The organism is Methylosinus sp. sav-2 (genome assembly GCF_004366495.1).
Classification (GTDB): domain Bacteria; phylum Pseudomonadota; class Alphaproteobacteria; order Rhizobiales; family Beijerinckiaceae; genus Methylosinus.
In genome coordinates this window covers 841,640-864,010 of record NZ_SOEJ01000001.1, presented here as the reverse complement: position 1 = coordinate 864,010, position 22,371 = coordinate 841,640, and the positions used below count along the sequence as shown (strand labels likewise).

Annotated in this window: 25 protein-coding genes; 14 read left to right on the top strand and 11 right to left on the bottom strand. The window is 65.8% G+C overall.

All coding sequences use genetic code 11. The features are described from left to right. Window positions 1-25 precede the first annotated feature (25 nt). Window positions 26-985, top strand: a complete 960-nt coding sequence (locus tag EDE12_RS04000; protein ID WP_036291940.1) for a metallophosphoesterase — start codon at window positions 26-28, stop codon at window positions 983-985. An 81-nt stretch (window positions 986-1,066) separates the two neighbouring features. Then, window positions 1,067-1,888 (top strand): serine protease, encoded by an 822-nt coding sequence (locus EDE12_RS03995; RefSeq protein WP_024881432.1) that lies wholly within the window; start codon window positions 1,067-1,069, stop codon window positions 1,886-1,888. An 18-nt stretch (window positions 1,889-1,906) separates the two neighbouring features. Here the strand turns inward: EDE12_RS03995 and EDE12_RS03990 are convergent, their stop codons facing one another. Beyond that, on the bottom strand, window positions 1,907-2,785 hold the full coding sequence (locus tag EDE12_RS03990) for a c-type cytochrome (protein WP_245267417.1): 879 nt from the start codon (window positions 2,783-2,785) through the stop codon (window positions 1,907-1,909). A 100-nt stretch (window positions 2,786-2,885) separates the two neighbouring features. After that, the gene (locus EDE12_RS03985; protein WP_026599614.1) at window positions 2,886-3,374 is read right to left on the bottom strand and encodes a CDP-archaeol synthase; all 489 of its coding nucleotides are present in this window, start codon (window positions 3,372-3,374) and stop codon (window positions 2,886-2,888) included. 196 nt (window positions 3,375-3,570) lie between these two features. On the opposite strand from EDE12_RS03985, the gene EDE12_RS03980 reads away from it, so the two are divergent. The 4 genes from EDE12_RS03980 (at window position 3,571) to EDE12_RS03960 (ending at window position 6,998) form a co-directional block, all read left to right on the top strand. Next, window positions 3,571-3,771, top strand: coding sequence for a hypothetical protein (locus EDE12_RS03980; RefSeq protein ID WP_026599615.1), 201 nt, complete (start codon window positions 3,571-3,573; stop codon window positions 3,769-3,771). A gap of 94 nt (window positions 3,772-3,865) precedes the next feature. Continuing rightward, window positions 3,866-5,395 (top strand): FAD-dependent oxidoreductase, encoded by a 1,530-nt coding sequence (locus tag EDE12_RS03975; RefSeq protein ID WP_026599616.1) that lies wholly within the window; start codon window positions 3,866-3,868, stop codon window positions 5,393-5,395. Window positions 5,396-5,773: 378 nt separating this feature from the next. Continuing rightward, a complete protein-coding gene (locus EDE12_RS03970) occupies window positions 5,774-6,184 on the top strand; it encodes a MucR family transcriptional regulator (RefSeq protein WP_024881437.1) in 411 nt (136 codons plus the stop codon). Between the two features lie 229 nt (window positions 6,185-6,413). Continuing rightward, window positions 6,414-6,998 carry a L,D-transpeptidase gene (locus tag EDE12_RS03960; protein ID WP_024881438.1) on the top strand — a complete coding sequence of 195 codons (585 nt, stop codon included), beginning with the start codon at window positions 6,414-6,416 and terminating at the stop codon, window positions 6,996-6,998. A 56-nt stretch (window positions 6,999-7,054) separates the two neighbouring features. Here the strand turns inward: EDE12_RS03960 and EDE12_RS03955 are convergent, their stop codons facing one another. After that, entirely contained in the window at window positions 7,055-7,432 is a 378-nt protein-coding gene (locus tag EDE12_RS03955; RefSeq protein ID WP_026599617.1) for a DUF971 domain-containing protein, read from the bottom strand. A gap of 140 nt (window positions 7,433-7,572) precedes the next feature. Here EDE12_RS03955 and moaA point away from each other — a divergent pair, with 140 nt between their 5' ends. The 8 genes from moaA (at window position 7,573) to EDE12_RS03915 (ending at window position 15,843) form a co-directional block, all read left to right on the top strand. Beyond that, window positions 7,573-8,613: a GTP 3',8-cyclase MoaA gene (gene moaA / locus EDE12_RS03950; protein WP_051592582.1), complete on the top strand. Its 1,041-nt coding sequence runs from the start codon at window positions 7,573-7,575 to the stop codon at window positions 8,611-8,613. Next, window positions 8,610-9,377: a transporter substrate-binding domain-containing protein gene (locus EDE12_RS03945; protein ID WP_026599619.1), complete on the top strand. Its 768-nt coding sequence runs from the start codon at window positions 8,610-8,612 to the stop codon at window positions 9,375-9,377. The genes moaA and EDE12_RS03945 overlap by 4 nt, the downstream gene beginning before the upstream one ends. Before the next feature lie 65 nt (window positions 9,378-9,442). Next, window positions 9,443-10,318, top strand: coding sequence for an NAD(P)-dependent oxidoreductase (locus EDE12_RS03940; protein ID WP_026599620.1), 876 nt, complete (start codon window positions 9,443-9,445; stop codon window positions 10,316-10,318). Window positions 10,319-10,491: 173 nt separating this feature from the next. Further along, window positions 10,492-10,722: a hypothetical protein gene (locus EDE12_RS03935; protein ID WP_018267602.1), complete on the top strand. Its 231-nt coding sequence runs from the start codon at window positions 10,492-10,494 to the stop codon at window positions 10,720-10,722. 89 nt (window positions 10,723-10,811) lie between these two features. Further along, a complete protein-coding gene (locus EDE12_RS03930) occupies window positions 10,812-11,657 on the top strand; it encodes a DUF692 domain-containing protein (RefSeq protein WP_024881443.1) in 846 nt (281 codons plus the stop codon). Further along, window positions 11,654-12,445: a DNA-binding domain-containing protein gene (locus EDE12_RS03925; RefSeq protein ID WP_026599621.1), complete on the top strand. Its 792-nt coding sequence runs from the start codon at window positions 11,654-11,656 to the stop codon at window positions 12,443-12,445. The genes EDE12_RS03930 and EDE12_RS03925 overlap by 4 nt, the downstream gene beginning before the upstream one ends. 224 nt (window positions 12,446-12,669) lie before the next feature. Next, window positions 12,670-14,997: a UvrD-helicase domain-containing protein gene (locus EDE12_RS03920; protein WP_026599622.1), complete on the top strand. Its 2,328-nt coding sequence runs from the start codon at window positions 12,670-12,672 to the stop codon at window positions 14,995-14,997. A gap of 300 nt (window positions 14,998-15,297) precedes the next feature. Beyond that, window positions 15,298-15,843, top strand: a complete 546-nt coding sequence (locus tag EDE12_RS03915; RefSeq protein ID WP_026599623.1) for a transcriptional activator RfaH — start codon at window positions 15,298-15,300, stop codon at window positions 15,841-15,843. On the opposite strand, the gene EDE12_RS03910 is transcribed toward EDE12_RS03915, so the two are convergent. The 8 genes from EDE12_RS03910 to EDE12_RS03875 form a co-directional block, all read right to left on the bottom strand. Continuing rightward, window positions 15,840-16,256, bottom strand: a complete 417-nt coding sequence (locus EDE12_RS03910) for a hypothetical protein (RefSeq protein ID WP_245275818.1) — start codon at window positions 16,254-16,256, stop codon at window positions 15,840-15,842. The two genes, EDE12_RS03915 and EDE12_RS03910, sit on opposite strands and share 4 nt — an antisense overlap. Window positions 16,257-16,273: 17 nt before the next feature. After that, the gene (locus tag EDE12_RS03905) at window positions 16,274-17,626 is read right to left on the bottom strand and encodes an O-antigen ligase family protein (RefSeq protein ID WP_024881448.1); all 1,353 of its coding nucleotides are present in this window, start codon (window positions 17,624-17,626) and stop codon (window positions 16,274-16,276) included. An 18-nt stretch (window positions 17,627-17,644) separates the two neighbouring features. Continuing rightward, window positions 17,645-18,163 carry a hypothetical protein gene (locus EDE12_RS03900; RefSeq protein ID WP_026599625.1) on the bottom strand — a complete coding sequence of 173 codons (519 nt, stop codon included), beginning with the start codon at window positions 18,161-18,163 and terminating at the stop codon, window positions 17,645-17,647. 70 nt (window positions 18,164-18,233) lie between these two features. After that, window positions 18,234-19,556 carry a hypothetical protein gene (locus EDE12_RS03895; protein WP_026599626.1) on the bottom strand — a complete coding sequence of 441 codons (1,323 nt, stop codon included), beginning with the start codon at window positions 19,554-19,556 and terminating at the stop codon, window positions 18,234-18,236. Between the two features lie 103 nt (window positions 19,557-19,659). Next, complete coding sequence (locus EDE12_RS03890) at window positions 19,660-20,952, bottom strand: sialidase family protein (RefSeq protein WP_026599627.1); 1,293 nt, start codon at window positions 20,950-20,952, stop codon at window positions 19,660-19,662. Window positions 20,953-21,016: 64 nt separating this feature from the next. Continuing rightward, on the bottom strand, window positions 21,017-21,403 hold the full coding sequence (locus EDE12_RS03885; RefSeq protein WP_134187989.1) for an energy transducer TonB: 387 nt from the start codon (window positions 21,401-21,403) through the stop codon (window positions 21,017-21,019). Window positions 21,404-21,457: 54 nt separating this feature from the next. Then, on the bottom strand, window positions 21,458-21,973 hold the full coding sequence (locus EDE12_RS03880; protein ID WP_026599629.1) for a hypothetical protein: 516 nt from the start codon (window positions 21,971-21,973) through the stop codon (window positions 21,458-21,460). Between the two features lie 27 nt (window positions 21,974-22,000). Then, a complete protein-coding gene (locus tag EDE12_RS03875; RefSeq protein ID WP_026599630.1) occupies window positions 22,001-22,369 on the bottom strand; it encodes a hypothetical protein in 369 nt (122 codons plus the stop codon). Between the last annotated feature and the right edge of the window lie 2 nt (window positions 22,370-22,371).

Sequence of the window (22,371 nt, the reverse complement as noted above, 5' to 3'; positions counted from 1 at the left end):
TTGCTCTTTAATGGAGCGCTGCGACATGTCCAACGAGCCGACGCTGACCGAGGACGACATCATGCGCGCGCTGGAGGCGCGGCTCGGACGACTGCATGCGCGCCAGAGGCTCGGCATAGAGCGCGACCATGAGGCGCAGATCTTTGGCCAGGGCCTCAATTTCTTTCACCCGGAGAATCTCGCCGCCTCGCCGCTGCTGATCCGCGCCGCGCTCACCGCCATCGGACTCTACCGCCGCGGTCTCGCCAATGCGGAGAAGCTTCTGCTGCGCGAGAATGAGATCGTCAGCGCGCGGCTGCCGCGCGCCTTCGACGGCTTCGCCATTCTCCATTTGAGCGATCTGCACGTCGATATGTGTCCGCGCGCTATGGCGCGGCTGCGCGAGATGGTCGCCGATCTCGCCTATGATCTCTGCGTGCTCACCGGCGATTATCGTGGCGCGACGCATGGGTCCCACGCGGCGGCGCTGGACGGCATGGCGGAGCTGCGCGAGGCTTTGCGCGCGCCGATCCTCGCCGTGCTCGGCAATCACGACACGATATTGATGACGCCGGGCCTCGAGCAGATGGGAATGCGCGTTCTGCTCAATGAGTGCGAGACATTCGTCCGTGACGGCGCGCGCATTCATGTCGCCGGAGTCGATGATGCGCATTATTTTCGCGTCGACAATATCGCCAAGGCCGGCGAGGGGATTCCGCAAGGCGAATTCTCTCTGCTGCTTTCGCATACGCCGGAGATTTTCCGTCAGGCGGCGCATGCGGGCTTCAATGTTCTGCTCGCCGGCCATACGCATGGCGGCCAGATCTGCCTGCCGGGCGGCGTCGCGCTCACGCTCGACTCCGTGCTGCCGCGCGCCTATGGCGCCGGCGCTTGGCGATATCACGACATGCAAGGCTATACGTCGGTCGGCGCCGGCTCCTCCGTGCTGCCGGTGCGCTTCAATTGTCCGCCGGAGATCACCTTGCATCGGCTGCGGGCCGCCTGAGCGGTGAAATCGCCCGCGCATCTGGTCGAGCTTCGCGTCCGCCGCTAGAATATGACGGAGACGTGAAGGAAAGGGCGTGGGATGCAGGGCGGCTGGCGAATTGCGGGCGCGGGCCTTCGAGGCTTTCGGACGACGATCGGCGCGGCCCTGCTGCTCGCGGCCAGCGCCGCCGCGGCCTTGGCGGCGCTCTATCCGCGGGAGGCGCGGCGCTTCATGGCGGAGGAGGATTTTCGCCGCTATCCGGGCGCCGGCGTGCTGACGTGTCGCACGGAGGAGGGCGTGCCGGAGCGCGCGGCCGCCGCCTGGCTGATCGGCGACCGCGGCCTCGTCGTGCTCAACGCGCATAATTTCGTCGATCGCAAGCTGCGGCCGACGCATCCCATAGACGATTGCGCTTTCTCCATCGGCGAGAAGGAATACGCCTTCGACACGGACAGCCTGCGCTTCGGCTTCGCCCGCGACGCCAAATCGCTGAACATCACCGATGATTGGGCGCTGGTGCGCCTGCGCGATCCCGTGGACGCCGATATAACGCCGCAGCCGATCCCCGACGGGCCGGCGCTGCCGACCGGCGTCGAGAAGCTGCGCGTGGTGATGGTGTCGCCTGCCGGCCACTCCAATTTCCGCCGCGCGACCAGCATAGAAGAGTGCCAGATTCATCAGATCGACGCGCCGACGGAGGCGGGAATTCGCCGCGCTCGGCATGATTGCAACGACGGCTATGGCGGCTCGGGCTCGGGGATTTTCGGCGACGATGGACGGCTCATCGCCATGCACAGCGCCTCGCTGGACATGAATTCGCGCCGAGATTTCGACATGGAACGCCATTTCGGCATGGCGCTGCTGTTCGAGGGCGAATTGCTGGACGCTATTCGGGCCAATCTTCGGGCAGACGCGCGCTAGAGCGCTTCGGGAAAAGGCTCACGGCCCCGCGCGTGGCGGAATCGTGCGCAGCCAGAGGATGAGCGCATCGAGATCGCGTGGCGTCATCTTCGAGAAATGCGCCTTGGAGAGATTGGCCATGGTCGGCTTGAGCGGCTTGGCGTCGCGGCCGACGCCGGCGACAATGGCGGCCTTGATCTCCTCGTCGCTCCAGGCGCCGATCCCGGCCGTCGGATGCTGGGTGATATTGGCGCCGACCGCCGTTCCCGCCGGCGTGCGGAACAGCTTGCCGCCGGCGCCGAGCTTTTCCTTATGGTCGAGCGCGCCATTTGTCTCGCCGCTGTGGCATTCCATGCAGCGCGCCAGGGTCGCGACATAAAATCCGCGCCGCAGCGGATTGTCGAGCGCGCTCTCCTCGAATGGCGCCTCGGCGCCGGGAAAGGTGTCGGCCTTCTGCTCGCCGTCGCGGCGCTGCGCCGGCCGCGCGGACTCCACCGGCGCCGATGTGCGCAGAAAGGCGACGACCGCCTCGAGATCCCGCGCGGTCAATATGCGATAATATTCCGACGGCATGGCCGGCGCGAGACGCCCCTCCGGCCCGACGCCGGCGACGATCGCCGCCGTCAGCCGCTCATCGCTCCAGGACCCGATTCCGGTCGCGGCGTCCGATGAAATATTCGGGCCGCGCACGCTGTAAGTCTCGCCATTGAAAGTCTGCGAGCCGCCGGAAAAGCGCTTGTCGAGCCGATAGCCGTCGGGGCCGCGCGGCGTATGGCAATTGTCGCAGGCGGTCAGCGCCTCGACGAGATAACGGCCGCGATCGATATCCGCGGCGGCGGCCGGGGCGGCGAGGCAGAGCGGCAGCAAGGCGCGGCACGCCAGAGAACGCGCCCATGCGAGAGCAGAATTGGAGAGCACAGCCTATCCGATAGCTCGAGAATGTCTCGCCAACATAGGCGGCGCCGAGGCGCGCTTCATTTCAAAAAAGTCTCGATTGCGCGGGCGATTTGTCCCGTCGTCAGAACGGCCGCTCGCGGACGCGCAGATCGAACATGAGCCGCGAGAGCGCCTGCGAGCCGAAGAAGAACAGGCCGGTGACGATGACGATCTCCCCTGCCCCGAGGCGCGCCGGGGCGGCGATGGCGAGCAGCGGGAGCAGCGCTTCCGGAATTTGATCGAGCCCCGGCGCGCGGCTGCTGGAGGGAAGGCCGAGCCGGCGCTTGACGAAGCTCGAGAAAAGATCGCCCGCCATGGCGAAAGCGCCGAGCAATGCGCCGAGATGAACGGGAAAGCCGACGAGCGGCGCGCAGCAAGCGGCGGCGAGCACGGCGAGAAGCAGCCCGCGCCAAGTCTTGGCGGGGCCGAGCAGCGGCCGTCCGTCGAAGAAGCGGGCGCCGCCGTCCACAGGGCGGGCGAAGAGGTCGCCGAGCAGCCTTTTGCCGAGCACCGGCGCGCCATTGGCGACGATCAGCAGAAGCAGCAAGCGGAGAATCAGGGCTCCATCCATCCCATCCTCACCATGTCTCATCCTCGCCATGTCCCTTCCTCGCCGAACACGCCAGGGCTCAGGGCTCCCTCGGCAATATAGCGGAGGCGGACGCGGCGTCATGCGGCCCAATATTCGACTAATCTTGTTGACTTATGGACTTGTACTCCTAGCATTCACGCTACAGGATTCGCTCAGAAGGCTCTCGAGGACGCCCATGCCGAGCAATGTCGATTTCGTCTTCGTCGATCAGATCGCCGTCGGGCTTTTGGTGACCGAGGGCGAATGCAAGAGATTTTGCGGCGCCTCATGGGCGCTGGCCGCGCTCGAGGGCGCCGTATTCGCTGATCTCGAGGAGGCCGAAAAGATCGTCGCGCGGCATTTGCGCAGCCGCGGCGAGCACAGCTGCGCCGGTTAGTTTCGCGCGGCGCATCCTTGTCGGAGCAGGCGCGCCTCTCTACATGAGCTGCGATATCCCGCCGCGCGGGAGCCTGTATTCCTCGAGGCCGGTCATGGGCGAGGGCGCAGCAGCGGCCGATGGCCCCGATTTCTCGCTCGGCGTCAGCGTCGCCGATATGGCCGACGGCGCCATTCTCTCCGGTCGCGTCGGCGCCGAGCCGGCGTTGCTCATCCGCCGCGGCGACGAATTCTCCATCATCGGCTCCGCCTGCACCCATTATCAGGGTCCGCTCGGCGAGGGGCTGGTGGTCGCCGACACGATCCGCTGCCCCTGGCATCACGCCTGCTTCAGCCTGCGCGACGGACGAGCGCTGCGCGCCCCGGCCCTCGACCCCATTCCCTGCTGGCGCGCCGAAAAGCGCGGCGATCTCCTCTTCGCCATGGAGAAGATCGACCCCTCGACGCGCGAGCGCGCGCCCGCGCCGCCGACGCTCGGGCGCGTCGTCATCATCGGCGGCGGAGCGGCCGGGCTCGCCGCCGCCCATGAGCTGCGCGAGGAAGGCTATTCCGGCTCGCTGGTCATGGTCAGCGCCGACGCCGCCGCCCCCTATGACCGCCCCAATCTGTCGAAAGATTATCTCGCCGGCTCAGCGCCGGAAGACTGGCTGCCGCTGCGCCCACGCGCTTATTACGAGGAGCGGCGCATCGAGCTGCTGCTGGCGACAAACGTCCGCGCGATCGACCCCAGGGCGCGGCTGGTCTGCCTCGAGCATGGCGAGCCGCTACGCTATGACGCGCTGCTGCTGGCGACCGGCGCCGAGCCGGTGCGCCTGACAATTCCCGGCGCCGAGCTGCCGCATGTGCATTATCTGCGCAGCCTCGCCGACAGCCGCGCGCTCATCGCCGCGGCGGCGCGCGCCTCGCGCGTCGCAGTGATCGGCGCGAGCTTCATCGGCCTCGAGACCGCCGCCGCGCTGCGCGAGCGCGGGCTCGAGGTCCATGTCGTGGCGCCGGATTCGACGCCGATGCAGAAGACGCTGGGCGAGGACATAGGCCGGCTGGTGCGCGCGACGCATGAGGCGCATGGCGTCGTCTTTCATCTTTGCGAGAGCGTCGTCGCCATCGGCGAGGATCATGTCGCTCTGGCGAGTGGCGCGCGCGTTCCGGCCGATCTCGTCGTCGTCGGCGTCGGCGTGCGCCCGCTCACGACGCTCGCCGAGGAGGCCGGCCTCGCCGTCGATCACGGCGTCCTCGTCGATGAATATCTCGAAACCAGCGCTCCGCGCGTCTTCGCCGCCGGCGATATCGCGCGCTGGCCGGATCGCCACAGCGGCGAGCGGATCAGGATCGAGCATTTCGTCACCGCCGAACGCCAAGGGCAGACGGCGGCGCGCAATATACTCGGCGCAAAGGAGCCCTTCGAGGCGCCGCCCTTCTTCTGGAGCCGTCATTACGACATGACCATCGCCTATGTCGGACACGCCGGCGCCTGGGATCGCGTCGAGATCGCCGGCGACCTCGAGAAAAGGGATTGCATCGTCACCTATTTCTGCCGCGATCACAGAATGGCGACAGCCACGATCGGCCGCGATCTGGACAATCTACGCGTGGAAGCCGAGCTGGAAGCGTCGACCGGCGGTTGAGCGAGCATAGTCTGCGCGCGGACGACACATTCGACTTCGATTCGAGATATGGGCTCGGCCCATTCTTCTAGCGGGCCATAGCCGGTTCTTTCGTGGACGCGCCCACAGCCTGGCCGAGCAAGTCAAACGGCGACGTCGATGGCCGCTCGATTTTCGAGCGTAGTTCTACGTAGCAGTCGCGCCAAATATTTATGCCCAGATTTAGTGATGCTTGGTTAGGAATTAGTTGCGAGGGGTAGAGCATTGATGTATACCCGCAAATGTCTTTGCGGTCGAAACGGCGCTGACTTGCCCGCCCCGAGCTTGCTGGGCTTTGCCCCGTCGACCGCGCCGTGTCAGGACTTCCGGCGCCGAAACGAGAAAGTGAAGAGTGAAGAGATGACATCGACGAACAACATCGAACTCGCGGCCGACATCGTTTCCGCCTATGTGAGCAATAATTCGGTTCCGGCCGGCGATCTCCCGGGCCTCATCAACGAAGTCTATGGCGCGCTCATGCGGGTCGGCTCCGGCGTCGTCGTCGAGCCGGCGGAAGCGCCCAAGCCCGCCATTTCGGTGCGCAAGTCGGTGACCAACGACTTCATCATCTGCCTGGAAGACGGCAAGAAGTTCAAGTCTCTCAAGCGCCATCTGCGCACGCAATACGGTCTTTCGCCGGAAGAATATCGCGAGAAGTGGGGTCTCGCCGCCGATTATCCGATGGTCGCTCCGAATTACGCCAAAGCGCGCTCAACCCTCGCCAAGCAGATGGGCCTCGGCCAGCAGCGCCGCCGCCGCGGCAGCCGCTGATCCCGAACGACCGACGAAGGCGCGCCGCGAGCTCGGCGCGCCCATAGGTTGCAGGCCACGCCGCAGCCGCTTCGTCACATCGTATTTTTTTAAATTCTTTCCGCCCGCTTTCGCCTAGAGCGAGGGTGTGCGAGGAAACGACGCCGGACCCGCGTCCGGCTCGCAACACGGTCGCTTCGGCGGCCGTGGCCGCTCGATTGTTGTCACTTGAGGCGAATGGGGGAAGCTCATGCGGCGTATCGCAGTTGCTCTGTGCATTTCATTCATGGGTTGCTCGGCCGGGTCTGCGTACGAAACAGGGGGCTTGGCCGGATTGTTCGATTTGAGTCCGCGTGGACAGCAGCAGCCGGCCGACGGCCGGCCGCAGGCGACCGCAGTCGCCCGCGAGATCGTGTCCTATCCCGGCGGCTACTCGCCCGGCACCATCGTCGTCTCGACCAATGAGCGGCGGCTCTATTATGTTCTCGGCAATAATCAGGCGATCCGCTATGGCGTCGGCGTCGGCCGGCCGGGCTTCGAATGGACCGGCACGCGCGTCGTCTCCAGCAAGCGCGAATGGCCGGATTGGACGCCGCCCACGCAAATGCTGCGCCGCCGCCCCGATCTGCCGCGCCATATGCAGGGCGGGCTCACCAATCCGCTCGGCGCGCGGGCCATGTATCTCGGCGGCTCGCTCTACCGCATCCACGGCTCCAACGAGCCCGAGACCATCGGCCAGGCGGTTTCCTCCGGCTGCATCCGCATGACCAATGAGGATGTCGTCGACCTCTACGAGCGTGTGCGCGTCGGCGCGCGGGTCATCGTCAACCGCTGATCTCCAAATCCGCGACAACGCGCGCCGAGCGCCCGAAAGGGTTCGGCGCGCTTTTTTTATCGCTCGCCCGGACGGTCCCGATCCAGGCCCTTTTCCGCGAGCTCCTGCTCATAGGCGGCGAAATCCGCCGCGCCGCCGGCGCCGAGCTCATGGAGATAGCCCCAGGTGTAGATGCCGGTGTTGTGGAGATCGTCGAAATCCAACCGCACGGCGTAATGGCCGACCGGCGCGACGCCGATTATGGCGACATTGCGCTTGCCGCCCACGGTCTTGCGCTCCTCCGGCGAATGGCCCTGCACCTCGGCCGAGGGGCTGCGCACCCGCAAATGCTCGGCCGAAAGATCATAGCTCGCCCCATTCTCGAAGCTCACTTTGAGCTTCCGCCCCTCTTCCATCAGGCGTATTTCGCTCGGCCAAATATCCGCGTCGGCCATGGTCTTCTCCCGATCGTCTGGTCGGCCGTCCGCCCCGGCGCACCCATTGCTTGGGGCTTCACGCGCGGCCATTCCGTCAATATATAGGAACCTCCTTTGGAGCCTATACGCAGGACGGGACGCCGCAAACGGTCGACTATATGAATCCGCATCCGAAAATCGCCTATGATCCCACGGCCCCCGCGCCGCTCGTCGACCCGTTCGGACGGGCCGTTTCCTACCTGCGCGTCTCGGTGACGGATCGTTGCGATTTCCGCTGCGTCTACTGCATGTCCGAGCACATGCAATTTTTGCCCCGCCGCGATCTGCTGACGCTGGAGGAGCTCGACCGGCTCTGCACGGCCTTCATCGAGCGGGGCACGCGCAAGCTGCGCATCACCGGCGGTGAGCCCTTGATGCGCCGCGATATTCTCTCGCTGTTCGAGCGTCTCTCGCGTCATCTGATTTCCGGCCGGCTGGAGGAGCTGACGCTCACCACGAATGGCTCGCAGCTCGAGCGCTTCGCGCAGGCGCTGGTCGATTGCGGCGTCAAGCGCGTCAATGTCTCGCTCGACACGCTGGATCGGGAGCGTTTCCGACAATTGACGCGCACCGGCGACCATGAGCGCGTTCTCGCCGGCGTCGACGCGGCGCTACGCGCCGGCCTCGAGGTGAAGCTCAACGCCGTGGCGCTGAAAGGCGTCAATGAGGACGAGTTCGTCGCGCTGACGCGCTTCGCCCATGAGCGCGGCATGGATATGACCTTCATCGAGGTGATGCCGCTCGGCGAGATCGACGGCGGCGAGCGCGTCGATCAATATATCCCGCTGACTTTGGTCCGCGAGCGTCTGGCCGAGCGCTTCACGCTCGAGGAGATCGACTATCGCAGCGGCGGGCCTGCCCGCTACATGCGCGTCGCCGAGACCGGCGGGCGTGTCGGCTTCATCACGCCGCTCTCGCATAATTTCTGCGAATCCTGCAATCGCGTGCGCGTCACCTGCACCGGCACTCTGTTCATGTGCCTCGGCCAGGAGGACGCCGCCGATCTGCGCGCGCCGCTGCGCGCCGATCCGACCGACGCCTCGCTCAACGCCGCTATAGACGAGGCGATCGCCCGTAAGCCCAAGGGCCATGATTTCATCATCGACCGCTCGACGCGAGCGCCGGCCGTCGCGCGGCATATGAGCACGACCGGGGGATGATCCGGCGCCTCGCCACCGTCGCGGCGACCATCGCCCTTCTTCTCTGCCCGGCCGCCGCCGAGCCACGCCATTTGCGCATCGCCAGCGAAGGCGCGCGGCCGCCCTTCAACTATCTCGACGCCAATAATCAGCTCGCCGGATTCGAGATCGATCTGACGCGCGAGATATGCCGCCGCATCGAGGCCGATTGCGTCTTCATCACCCAGGAATGGGAGAGCCTCGTCTTCGGGCTCGAGAATCGGCAATATGATCTCGTCGTCTCGGCCATGGAGATAAACGAGGAGCGGCTGCGCAAAATCGACTTCTCCAAGCCCTATGCGCATACGCCCTCAGCGCTGATCGCACAGCGGCAATCGGCGCTCGCGAACGCCGATCCGAAAACGCTGCAGGGCGCGCGCATCGGCGTCGTCGCGGATGGGCCGCAGCAGGCCTATGCGGAGGACAAGCTCAAGGAGAGCGAAGTGCAGCGCTATGCGACGCTCGAGGCCGCCATGCTGGACCTCGCCGAGGGCCGCGTGGACGTCGTCGCGGAGGAAAAGCTCGCGGCCATGGATTTTCTGCGCGAGCGCAAGGAAGGGCGCTGCTGCCGCATCATCGCCGATCTGCCGCAGGACGCGGCCTATTTCGGCGGCGGCTTCGGCTATGGCCTGCGCAAAGGCGCCACGGCGCTGAAGAGCGCGATCGACGCGGCGATCGACGCGATCGTCGCCGACGGAACCTATCGCACGATCCGCAGCAAATATTTCGATTTTGACATACGCTGAAACGGGGACGGCCGGCCTCGGCCTTGCTTCCTCGCTCTCGCATCTCACCCGCAGAGGACCGACCAATGACCGAGCTGACCGTCGCCTTCATCGGATTGGGCGTGATGGGCTATCCGATGGCCGGCCATCTCGTCACGCGCGGCGCGCACAAAGTCGTCGTCTACAATCGCACGCCGGAGAAAGCCGAGCGCTTCGCCGCGCAATTTTCCGCGAAGACGGCGCCGACGCCGCGCCTCGCCGCCGAAGGCGCGGATTTCGTCTTCTCCTGCGTCGGCAATGACGATGATCTGCGCCAGGTGACGATCGGCGAGGACGGCGCCTTTCGCGCGCTGAAAGCCGGCGCGGTCTTCGTCGATCACACCACCGCCTCGGCGGAGGTCGCGCGCGAGCTCTACGCGCATGCGAAAAAGGGCGGCTTCGGCTTTCTCGACGCGCCGATCTCCGGCGGCCAGTCCGGCGCCGAGAATGGCGCGCTCACGGTGATGTGCGGCGGCGACGCGGAGGATTTCGCCCGCGTCGAGCCCGTGCTCGCGGCCTATGCGCGCGCCAGCCGGCTGATGGGGCCGTCCGGCGCCGGGCAGCTCACCAAAATGGTCAATCAGATCTGCATCGCCGGCCTCGTCCAGGGCCTCGCCGAGGCGCTGGATTTCGCCAGCCGCGCCGGGCTGGACGGCGCCGCGGTCGTCGATCTCATCAAGAATGGCGCGGCGCAATCCTGGCAGATGGAGAATCGCCACAAGACCATGCTCGCCGGCGAATATGATTTCGGCTTCGCGGTCGAATGGATGCGCAAGGACCTCGGCATATGCTTCGCCGAGGCCCGCCGCAATGGCGCGAGCCTGCCGGTCGCCGCGCTGGTCGATCAATTCTACGCCGAGGTGGAGAATATGGGAGGCCGACGCTGGGACACGTCGAGCCTCATGGCGCGCCTGCGCAGATAGGGCGCAGACGGCGAGAATGGAAAGCGCGAGCGCGGCTGCCAACCGGAGGCGGATGCGCGAATCGGAGCGCGCTTTCAAATCGTTCGGTGAGTGTTATGGTCGCGCCGGGCCTGGGGAGGTCCAGGTCGCGCTCTTTAGTCCCCTGGGGCGGAGAGCGATGATGGGAGAAAAAAATGAAAGCCAAGATCGTTTCGGGCTCGACCATCGCCGCGGCGGCGATCGCTCTGGCGCTCGCGGGCGGCGTTTCGACGCAGGCCTCCGCCAAGCATTCCAAACATGTCTGCAATATGGAAAAAGGCCAGTGCGGCGGCAAGACGAAGTGCATGACCAAAAAGGGCGTCTGCAAGCATCATAAGGGGCATAAGGCCTCCTGCAGCGCCAAGGGTTCCTGCGCCGGCCGCTGAGCCGATCGAAGCCGTCGATCGCGCGCCATTCGGGGCGCGATCGATTCTCGCGGCGGGGGCGACGCGAAAGAGCATTTGGAGCGCGAGAGATGAGCAGACCCGCCCCATTGGGACACGGCCTCGGACTGAGGCCGATCTATTATGATGAAATTCTCTCGACGCGCCCTGCCGTCGACTGGTTCGAGATCATCTCGGAAAATTACATGACCGGCGGCGGCCGACCCACCGCCATGCTGGAGCGCGTGCGCGCCGATTATCCGATCGTGATGCATGGCGTCGCAATGTCGCTCGCCTCCACCGATCCGCTCGACTTCGATTATCTGCGCGAGCTGAAGACGCTGGCCGAGCGCGTGGAGCCGGCCTTCGTCTCCGACCATCTCGCCTGGACCGGCGTGCATGGCGTGACGCTGCACGATCTCTTGCCGATTCCCTATACGGAGGAAGCGCTCGCCCATGTCGCCGAGCGCGTGATGCGTGTGCAGGATTTTCTCGGCCGGCGCCTCGTCGTCGAGAACGCCTCCACCTATGTCGCCTTTCGCGAATCTGAGATGAGCGAATGGGCCTTCGTCAATGAGCTGGCGCGGCGCGCCGACTGCCTGCTGCTGCTCGACGTCAACAATGTCTTCGTCTCCAGCTTCAATCACGGCTTCGACGCCAATGCGTTCATCGACGCCATAGACCCGGATCGCGTGGCGCAATTCCATATGGCCGGCCATACCGACAATGGCACGCATCGCATCGACACGCATGACCAGCCGGTCTGCGACGAGGTGTGGGCGCTCTATGAGCGCGCGCGGCGGCGCTTCGGCGCGGTCTCGACCATGATCGAGCGCGACGATAATTTCCCGCCCTTCGAGGAATTGCTCGCCGAGCTCGGCCATATGCGCGAGATCGCCGCGCACATAGACGCCGAGAGCGCACGGAGCGCCGCATGAGGCTCGCAGAGCTGCAGGCCATGTTCCAGGCCGGCGTGCTCGCCGGCGCCGAGGATGGCGCGCAAATTCTCGAATCGGTGAAGAATTCGCGCCAAGCCGACCGCACCACGCTCTTCGGCGTCTATGTGAACGCCTATCACGCGCGGCTCGCGGAGTTCCTGGCGGCGGACTTCCCCGCCCTGCGCGCGCTCATCGGCGAGGAAGCCTTCGACGCGCTCGCCGACGCCTATATCGGCGCGCAGCCCTCGCGCGAGCGCAACGCCCGCTGGTACACGACGCGCCTGCCGGATTTTCTGCGCGAGAGCGAAGCGTGGCGCGACGATGCGCGCGCGATCGACCTCGCGCTGTTCGAGCGCGCGCTCACCGACGCTTTCGACGCGCCCGACGCCGAAGCTCTGCCGATCGAGGAGCTGGCCGCCTTCGCGCCCGAGCAATGGCCGCGCCTCTCCTTCGCCTTTCACCCGAGCCTCATATTGCTGGAGCTCGAGACCGGCACGATCGCGACGCATGAGGCGGCGATGGAGCAGCAAGAGCTGCCGCCGCGCGGCGAAGGCCGCGGCCATGTCGCCCTATGGCGCGCCGATCTCGACTCCGTTCATTGCGAATTGGAGGCGGACGAGTTCATGGCGCTGTCTCTGGCGATGGAGGGTCACGCTTTCGGCGACATTTGCCAAATGGCCGCCTTCCGCGATCACTCCGACGCCTCGCCCGAGCGCCTGGCGCAAATGCTCACCGGCTGGTTCCAGGAAGGGCTGGTGGTGGGCGCGGAGGCAGGCGAGGACGGCTGAGCAGCTTTCTCCGCCGCCATTCGCGCCGAGCCTCTCACCCCGGCCCTCTCCCCGCTGACGCAGGGAGAGGGAGCGCACGGCGTCCGCACGCAGTAACGACGCACAAGCGCTCGAGGCGTGGTGGTCGCGCCCTCGCGGTCCCCACATTTGGGGGCATATCGCGAATCGGGCGGTGATTCGCTTTCCGTTCTCCTATATTCTCCGCCCTTCGAAGGAGAATCGCCTTGTCACGTCAAGCGCCGCCGGAAGACTTCACGCCGCTCGAGGGAGGCGTCGCCGCGCGCGCCGCGGCGCTCGCCGGACGGGGGCGCTTTCTCGAGGCGCTCAACCCCGAGCAGCGCGCCGCCGTCGAGACCATCGACGGCCCGCTGCTGGTGCTCGCCGGCGCCGGCACAGGCAAGACGCGCGTGCTGACGACGCGCATCGCGCACATACTCTCGAGCGGACGGGCGCGGCCTTGGGAAATCCTCGCCGTCACCTTCACCAACAAGGCCGCGCGCGAGATGCGCGAGCGCATCGAGAACTTGGCCGGCCCCGGCGCCGAGGCGCTGCAGTGGCTCGGCACATTTCACGCGATCAGCGCGAAAATCCTGCGCCGCCATGCAGAGCTGGCGGGGCTCAAATCCAATTTCACCATTCTCGACACCGACGATCAGATCCGCCTGCTCAAGCAAGTGTTGCAAGCCGAGAACATAGACGACAAGCGCTGGCCGCCGCGCGGCCTCGCGCATCAGATCGACGCCTGGAAGAACCGCGGCCTCTCGCCGGATCAGGTCCCCCTCGGCGAGGCGCAGAGCTTCGGCGACGGCAAGGGCAAGAAGCTCTATGCGCTCTATCAGGAGCGCTTGAAGGTGCTGAACGCCGTCGATTTCGGCGATCTTCTGCTCGAGACTCTGCGGCTCTTTCGCGAGAACGCCGATGTGCTCGACGAATATCGGCAGCGCTTCAAATATATTCTCGTCGACGAATATCAGGACACCAACACAGCGCAATATCTCTGGCTGCGCCTCATCGCGCAGGGGCGGCACAATGTCTGCTGCGTCGGTGACGACGATCAGAGCGTGTACGGTTGGCGCGGCGCCGAGGTGGAGAATATTCTGCGCTTCGAGAAGGATTTTCCCGGCGCGAAAATCGTGCGGCTCGAGCGCAATTATCGCTCCACGGGGCATATTCTCGCAGCGGCCTCGCATCTCATCGCGCGCAATGAGGGACGGCTCGGCAAGACGCTTTTCACCGAAGGCGCCGATGGCGAGAAGCCCAGCGTCACCGGCGTCTGGGACAGCGAGGAGGAAGCGCGCGCGATCGGCGAAGATATCGAGCAATTGCAGCGCAAGGGGCATAATCTCGAGGAGATCGCCATACTCGTGCGCGCGTCTTTCCAGATGCGCGAGTTCGAGGAGCGCTTCATCACGCTCGGCCTGCCCTATCGCGTGATCGGCGGCCCGCGCTTCTATGAGCGGCTGGAGATACGCGACGCGCTCGCCTATCTGCGCTGCGTCGCGCAGCCTTTCGACGATCTCGCCTTCGAGCGCATCGTCAACACGCCAAAGCGCGGATTGGGCGACGCCACGCTGCAAGTGCTGCACGAATATTCCCGCCGCGAGAGCACGCCTCTGATGCAGGCGGCGCGCATCATCGTCGAGACGGAGGAGCTGAAGCCCAAGCCGCGCGCGACATTGCGCGCGCTGATCGCCGATTTCGATCGCTGGCGCAGCCTCATCGAGACGACGCCTCAGAACGAGCTCGCCGAAACAGTGCTGGACGAATCCGGCTATACGCAAATGTGGCGCGACGACAAGACGCCGGAGGCGGCGGGCCGGCTCGAGAATTTGAAAGAGCTGGTGCGCGCCATGGAGGAGTTCCCCGATCTCGCGGGATTTCTCGAGCATGTGTCGCTGGTGATGGAGACGGATGAATCCGCCGATCAGCAGCGCGTGTCGATCATGACGCTGCATGGCGCCAAGGGGCTCGAATTCGAGACCGTCTATCTCCCCGGCTGGGAGGAAGGGCTGTTCCCACATCAGCGCTCGCTGGACGACAATGGCCGCGCGGGATTGGAGGAGGAGCGCCGTCTCGCCTATGTGGGAATTACGCGCGCCAAGCGGCGGCTGAAAATTTTCTTCGCGACAAATCGCCGTATCCACGGCCTGTGGCAGACGACTCTGCCCTCGCGTTTTCTCGATGATCTGCCGGCCGCCAATGTCGAGGTGAAGGAAGCCTCCGGCGGCTCGCGATATGGCTCTTACGGCGTGTCGCGCTTCGCCAATATGGATAGCTATGGCTCGAGCTATACGACGCCGGGCTGGAAGCGCGCGCAAACCGCGCGCGAAAGCGCCGCGAGCAAGCCAGCCTCACGCCGCGCGCCGCTGACCATAGAAGGGGAAGTGCTGGCGAAATCCTCCGCGAGCGCGCGCTTTACGATCGGCGCACGCGTGTTTCACCAGAAGTTCGGGCCGGGCACAGTGGCCAATGTCGACGGCAATAAGCTGCAGGTCGATTTCGACAAGGCCGGACGTAAGATGGTGCTCGAGAGCTTTGTCGAGCGCGGATAATCACGCAGGCTCGGCGCGCCGTCCACAAGGCGGCGGGCGTTTACAATTTATTACCGGGCCGTATATGATCGCCGCATTACGTCAACAGAAAGCGGATTGATCATGATGTTTGTCGAGCCGCCGCTCGTGAAGAGCGCCTGACCTTCCGACGCGAAGCCGCATAGACACCTCCTCGTCCTATGACGAGCGAGAACGTCATCGTGTTTCGTCGCGCCTTTTAGATTTTAGACGCTCACAGAATCCGGCGTGACCTCCGCGTCGGCCGATGATCTTTGTCTTTGTCTCATTTCGAGGTTCCTCATGGCGTCGTATCAAAATTCGGATCATGTCGTCGAAGGCGTTTCCAACCGCCGCGCGCACGGCTGGGCGGTGGTGAGCACGCAGGCTCACCAAGAGCGTCTCGCTCTCGAAAATCTGATGCGTCAGCAATTCCACGTCTATTGCCCCTTCGTGCTCAAGCGCGTCCGCCATGCGCGTCGCACGCGAGAGGTCTCACGGCCGTTGTTTCCGGGCTATATTTTTGTGGAGTTGGCGCCAGAAACGCGCTGGAGTCCGATCTGCTCGACCTTCGGGGTGAGAGCGCTGGTTCGCTCCGGCGAGAAGCCGAGCTTTCTTCCCGGCGATTTCATCGATGATTTGAAAATAAGGGAGATCGACGGCGTGATCGTCGCGCCGTCACGCCCCTTCGAGATCGGCCAGAAGGTGCGCATCACCGGCGGCGCGTTCCACGATTTCATCGCCACGATCATCGACATGGACGAGCGTGATCGCATCGTCGTGCTGATGGAATTGCTCAGCCGTCCGGTCAAGGTCAAATTGACGTCGGAGCAGGTCGACGCCTGCTAGAGTGTTTTCGAGTCGCGACAAGCGGATACGCCCATGGCGATGAGCGCTTCGCCGGACAGCATCTTGGCCCTGTCGAAATCCGTGTTGTCGAGCGCGCCGGATCGCATGACCCACTCGCGCACGCGCGGGGGGTAGAAGGCGAGCATCTCGAGCGAGCCGAGACTGTCGGGGCGCGGATCATCGGGCAGATGCGCGGCGTGGAACCAGAATTGCGCGCCGGGCTCCACGCAGACATTGCGCAGGCCGAGAAAGATCGTGCAGGCGGAAGCGCAAACGCCGCGAATGGCTTTCGGCGCGCCGCGCGCGTCGAGCCGGCGCGCCTCATCGATATAGGCGCGCAGATTGCCGCCGGCGTCACGCGGCGTCGCCAGCGGCGCGCCCTGACATCCGGCGAGCATGAGAGCGAGCGCCACAGATCCGCGCCGCGCGCTCATAGCTCGTGGACGAGCTCCGTTCGCCGCGACGCATGCTCGTCGCGGCGCGCGGCGCGGCTCGACTTTTTGCAGATGACGGCGCAGCACATCGCGAAGACGGCGGCGAGCGCCGAGGTTCGCATTGGATAGTCGATCGTCGAATGCGCGAATAGCAGCCCGACGACGATGAGAGCGGCGAAACGCTCTTTTCTCAGCGTCGCATCACTCTCGCGGAAATTGCGCAAAGCGGCGATCAGCGTCGCGGCAAGCCAGCAGAGGACGAGCAGAATGCCGACGAGCCCGAGCTCCATCGCCAATTCGAGAATGTCGTTGTGCGCGTGATTGACGATCGCCGGGACGATCATGCTCGTCGGCTCGAACAGCGGATAGACGCGATCGAATGTGCCGAGGCCGGAGCCGAGCGGGAAGAACGCCTGCATCGTCTCGAAGGAGACGCGAAACACCTTCCAGCGCGCATCGGCGGCGATATCCGCGCCCATGAAGCGATCGATGATTTGCGTGAGCCCGAAATAGGGCGCCAGCAGGCCGGTGACGATGAGCGCCGGCGCGATGACGAAATAGATCGCCGCCTTGCCGGCCCGCGCGCCGCCGAGCCGGTCGCCGAGAATGAGCGCATAGGTGAGCGCGGCCGAGACGAGGCCGAATAGCAGAGCCGAGCGCGAGCCCGTCATCATGAGGCCGAGCGTGAAAAGCATGAGCAGCGCGAACACCGCCAGCACGCCATAGGCGGAACGCCGCGACAAATATCGCTCCAGCGCATAGGCGGCGAGCGGCGTCAGCGAATAGAGAAAGGCCGCCGTGTGATTTCTGTTGACGAAAAGGCCGACGTCGACGCCGCTGTGGAATCGAAGCGCGCTTTTTTGGCCCTGCACGATCTGCATCACCTCGAGCAGGACGGTCGCGACGCCGATGCATGTGGCGAGCAGCATCAGGCGCCGCCGCTCATCGGCGTGGCAGGACAAGACGCCGAGAAAAATGGCGATCGGCGCGGTCAGAGCGAGAAGGCTGATCGACGTCGCCCATGGCGCGACGGAAAGGCCGAGCCATGGCGGAGAAAGCTCGGCGATGCGATAGGTGTCGGCGACGGCGTCACGCCCCGGCAGCATGTTCCAAACCGAGGGCGCGAGCGGAATGAGCTGCAGCAGCGGAACGGCGACGATGACGCCGAGCAGGGCCGCGATCCAACCGCGGCCCGCGAGGCTCCTGCCTATGTCCGGCAAGACCAGCGCCAGCAGCGGAAGCGCCGCGAGCTGCACCACGACATCCGAGACGCCGCCCTTTTGCGTCGCGCCGCCGAAGATCAGCGACGCCGCTATGGCGGCGCCGCAGAGCATCTCGGTCTTGCGCATGAGCGACCCGCGCTCGCGTCAATTGCTCAAGGCTTGCAGCAGCAGAAGCGCGGCGTTGCGCTGCTGCTCGTCGTTGTTGTTGCCCGTGTTGGAGACGCCGACTCCGACGCCCACGCCCACGATGATCGCGGCGAAGCCGCCGGCGACATAAGGCCCCGGATCGAAAGATCTCTCCTGGCCGACGGTCTCGGGATTGGACGAGACGCGCTTCGCGCAAATCGCGCCGTCGTTTTCGGCGATCGTCACCATCGCGCCCGCGTCGGCGCGCACCGCCAGCTTATCGCCGAGCATTATGCTCGCGGAGCCTTCGCGCACGAGAATGCGATCGCCGGGCGACAATGACGCAGCGTCGCGCAGCTCCGTGAACGAGCCGCCGCGCGACAGAAGCACGCCGCCCTTCACATTCGTCAGGCGCGCTTCGCCGACGGCGCAGACGTTGCGGCGCTGATTCGGCTGTGAGCCGACGGCCGCGCTCTCGGCGTAAGCCATTTGCGCGCAGCAGCCGAAAATGGCGATCGTCGCTAAAATTCTCTTCATTGAAACCCCCGATAAGCCAAATCGCCCGAGCGGAGCGTGATTCGACGCTAGCATTCGCGCTATCGTCGGTCTATTTGCGGTCATGCACGATGGCGCCTGCCGAATTGCTCGATCTAGACGCGCTCGCGAGACTTTCGACTGCGAGATTCACGTAGTCGGCGCTGCCGCTGACATCGGCGTCGGAGGCGATTCGCACCGGAATCTCGAGCTTGAGCCATTGCGCATCGCAGCCTTCGCTCGGCACGGTGAACTCGACGCGAAACGCGCGCAGCGGAGTAGTCTTCTTCAATAGCCGCGTCGTCGCCAGCGTCTGCGACGTATTCGCCGCGCAATAGATTCGCCAGCGCAGCCCCAGCTCATTGTCGAGATCGTCGGTTCTGGCGGCGCCGGAGAAGGCGTATCTTCCGGGCGCGAGCATGAGCATATGCGCCACATTGGAGAAAGCCACGCGCGCGCCGTAGAATTCGACGCTCAGCGTCTTGCGCCCCTCCTCCTCCGCCACTGCGATCGTCGCGCCGCTCGTCGGCGCGAATGTCCAATCGAAGGGGAGATTGGAGACCGGATATTGAAAGCGCTCATTGTAGAGCAGGCCGAGCTTGGCGAGCCGCTCCTGCGGCAGATGCGCGAGCCAGGCCGCATAGGCTTCGTCATAGAGACCGTCGCGCAGCAGCCGTGCGAGAAGCACGCTCATCTCCGCATCGGAAGGGCGCGCTTTTGACGTCTGCAGCCGGCCGAAGAGACGAAGCATCACATTCGGATCTTTGATGAGGGGCGCCAGCTCGGCGACAATGACGGCGCGCCAGGGCGGAGCCGCCGCCAGCTGCCGAAAGAAACGGTCCTCTACCGCCGCGCCGGAGCTCAGCATCGCCTGCAAGGACGGCGCGAGCTGTTGCGCCAGCGACGGACGCGCACGCAGCAACGTGTCCAGCTCGTCCAGCGCCTCGAGCAGCCGTCCATTGGCGAGCGCGCTGTCATAGAGCCAGGCGTGCGCGACGAGATCGATCGGCAGATGCGCGGCGGCGAGGCGCAGAATTCGCTCGGCGCGCTCCGCATCGCCGAGCTGCGCCACCGCTTTGCCATAGAGCGACAAGGCGCCGGGCGCGAGTGGATCGACGGCCAGCAGCCGCGCAGCGATCGACCGCGCCGTCTCGGCGCGCCGATCATCGTTCGGCGCCAGCTCGCGCTGAGCGAGCTGGGTGAGCGTTGTCGGATCGGCCGCGTCGAAGGCGAGCGCTGCGCGCGGATCATGCGGCGCCAGCAGGGCGGAGAGCCCATGGCAGACGATGCGCCAGGCGAGAAAGGCGATCACGAGATAGGCGAGGACGTGTCGCGGCTCCAGCCGGCCGAGGCCGCGGGCGACGCTCTCCGCGCCGAAGATGATCGATCGCTTCATCGAAGGCGGCGCTCTCGCTGCGCCTGCGGCGCATCGCAGGCGTCGCCGACATAGCGCGCAGAAGGCCGAGCGATCTATCCGGTCTTGTCCGTAGTGGCGGGACTCAGCGCTTCGTCGCGAGCCCGGCCGTGGCCTTGGGCGCCTGCGCCGCGGCGTGGCCGCGCTCCAGCGGAACGAGCCTGTAGCCCTCCTGCTGCGTGAGCCAAGAGAGATAGGCGACGCCCTTGCTCTCGACGAGCAGCGGGTGGTCCGACGCTTCCGCCGTTTGCGCCAGCGCGCGCGGCGCGTCGAAGCTCTTGCCGCCGTCGCGCGAGCTCTGCGCGAGGATCGTCGTCAGCGTTCCGTCGAACTCCTTCCAGGCGCGGTAGAGCTTGCCGCCATTGGCGAGCAGCTGCGGACGCTGCGGCGCGCGCTCGGCGTCGCCGATGCGCTCGGGCTCGGAGAAGCTCTTTCCGCCATCCTCGCTGCGCGCATAGAACAGGCCCTGACGCGTCTTGCCGCGCGTGAACCATGCGATGTGCCAGCGCCCGGCGGCGTCGATCGCCATCGCCGGCCCTTGATGCGGGCAGGTGGTCGCCCAATCGTCGAGGCTGACGCGCGAGCCGGTGAGCGTCTTGCCGTCGGCGGAGAGCTTGGCGGCGATATGGTCGCGGCGATTATTCTCGAACACATGCCGCCACATGAAGACGGGCTGGCCGTCGCGATCGAGCGCGGCGCCGATGCGGCAGCATTCGCAGCTGTGATCGAGCAGAATGCTCTTGCCGGAAAAGCTCTTGCCGCCATCGTCGGACCAGGCGACCGCTATGCCGCTGCCCTCGAAGCTCTCGCCGGCGGCCTTCGCTTTGGCGGCGTCGCGCTTGTCGAGCCAAGCGGCGTAGAGGCGCCCTTTGGGGCCGACGATGAAGGTCTCGAAGCGCTGGCCCTTGTCGTCGACGAGCGGCTGCGGCGGCGCGAAGCTCTTGCCCTCGTCGGTCGAGCGCGTGACGAAGACCGTGCCCTCATAGCTCTTCTCGGGCCGCGTGGTGAAGCTCGCCACCAGAGTCCCATCGGCGAGAGCGACGATCTTGGGCCGCGCCTCGCCATTGTCGTCCAGCGTTCCCGCCGGCGCCGCGATGACGAAGGGCGGCGCGAAGCTCTTGCCATTGTCGCTGGAAACCGCGCCATAGACCTTGCCGGCGACAGCGTAGGTCAGCCACAGCCGTCCATCGGCGCCGAAGGAGGGCGTCGCGCTGACCGCGCATTTGGGCAGCGGATCGGCGCAGGCCGGCGGCGCGGCATGGGCCATCTGGCCCATTTTCTCGCCGCGGCCGGCTTTTTCCTCTGCGGCTCCCTTCTCCTGCGCGAGAGCGCTCGAAGCGGCGACCAAGGCGAAAAGGGCGAGCGCGGCGCGTTTCATGGCGGTGTCTTTCTCAGCGGAAGTGGAATGTCTCTCGACGGACGGAAAGCCCGCCATCCCCGCGTCAGTGGAAGTTGAATCTCTGCGAGCCCTCGAAGGAGCCGCCGGGCGGCGGCGGGGCGATCAGGCCGGAGAGAATCTTGCGGACGATCTCCGCATGTTTCGGGCTGCTCGACTGGGCGATCGTCACCTGATCCACCTTGCCGGCGGCGTCGATGTGGAAGCTCGCCGTCGCCGAACCGGGACCGGCGGGACTCGCCGTCGGCGTGCGCTTGGCGATCTCGCTATAGAGCAGGCCGAGGAACTTGCTCTGCGAGAGGCCGGAAGCGGCCGTCGTCGCCGGGGCGGTGGCGGCAGGCGCCGCCAGGGCGCCGGGCTTGCCCGCCTCCGTCGCCAGAGCGCCGACGGCGGGAAGAGCGAGGAGAAGAACGAGCGTCGCGCGTTTCATCATGGGTCCGCATTTGGTTTTGCGCGGCGGCGGCAGGGCCGCCGCGCGGGGTCCGCATCAGTGGAAGTTGAATTCCTGCACCGCGGAGAAGGAGCCGCCGGGCGGCGACACGGTGTGAACCGCGGCGAGGATTTGATTGACGACGGGCTCGAGCGCCGGATTGGAGGCGCTCTGCACCTTGTGTGACACGATGCGGCCGCCGGCGCCGACCGTGAAGGCGACATGGATCGAGCCGGTCTGCGCGTCGGAGGCCTTCGGCGTGTGGCGCTTGATCTCGGCGGCGAGCAGCTTGACATAGGCCTGCTTGGAGAGGGCGGGCTTCGCCTTCTCGGCCTGCTTCTTGTCCTTGCTCTTGTCCGCGTCCTTGCTCTTTTCCTTGTCGGCGGCCTTTTGCGGCTTGGCCTTGTGCTCGGCTTCCGTGGCCTTGTGCTCGGCCACTGCGGGAGCGGGAGCCGCGGCGGGAGCAGGCGCGGCGGCGGCTTCGGCCGCGGCGGGAGCCGCCGCTTCGCCCTCGACCGCGAGAGCGGAGCCGGAGACGAGCCCGGCGATCATCAATATCGCGATTCTTTTCATTGAACGTCCCTCGATCTTTTTTTGCGCTCAGTTGAAGTGAAAACTCTGGGAGGCGACAAAGGCCCCGTTGGGCGGCGGCGGCGCGCGGAGCGATTCGATGATGCGCCGCGCCAGGGTCGCGTGAGCGGGCGATGAGCCCGAGGCGGCCATGATCGTAATGCCGCCGCTTTTCCCGACGAGGAATTTACAAAACGCACCGCCGCGGCCGATGGTCGCTCGATGCGGCGTGTGACGACGGATCGCCTGCGCCAGCAGCGATTTGTACATGTGATCCGCCGCCGAAACCGACGCATTCGCCGCCGACTCCACGGGAGCGCGCGGCTTTGCGGCGGCGTCTGCTGCGGCGAGGACGGAGACGGAAATCAGACCGGCGATCGTCAGCGACGACAATCTCATTT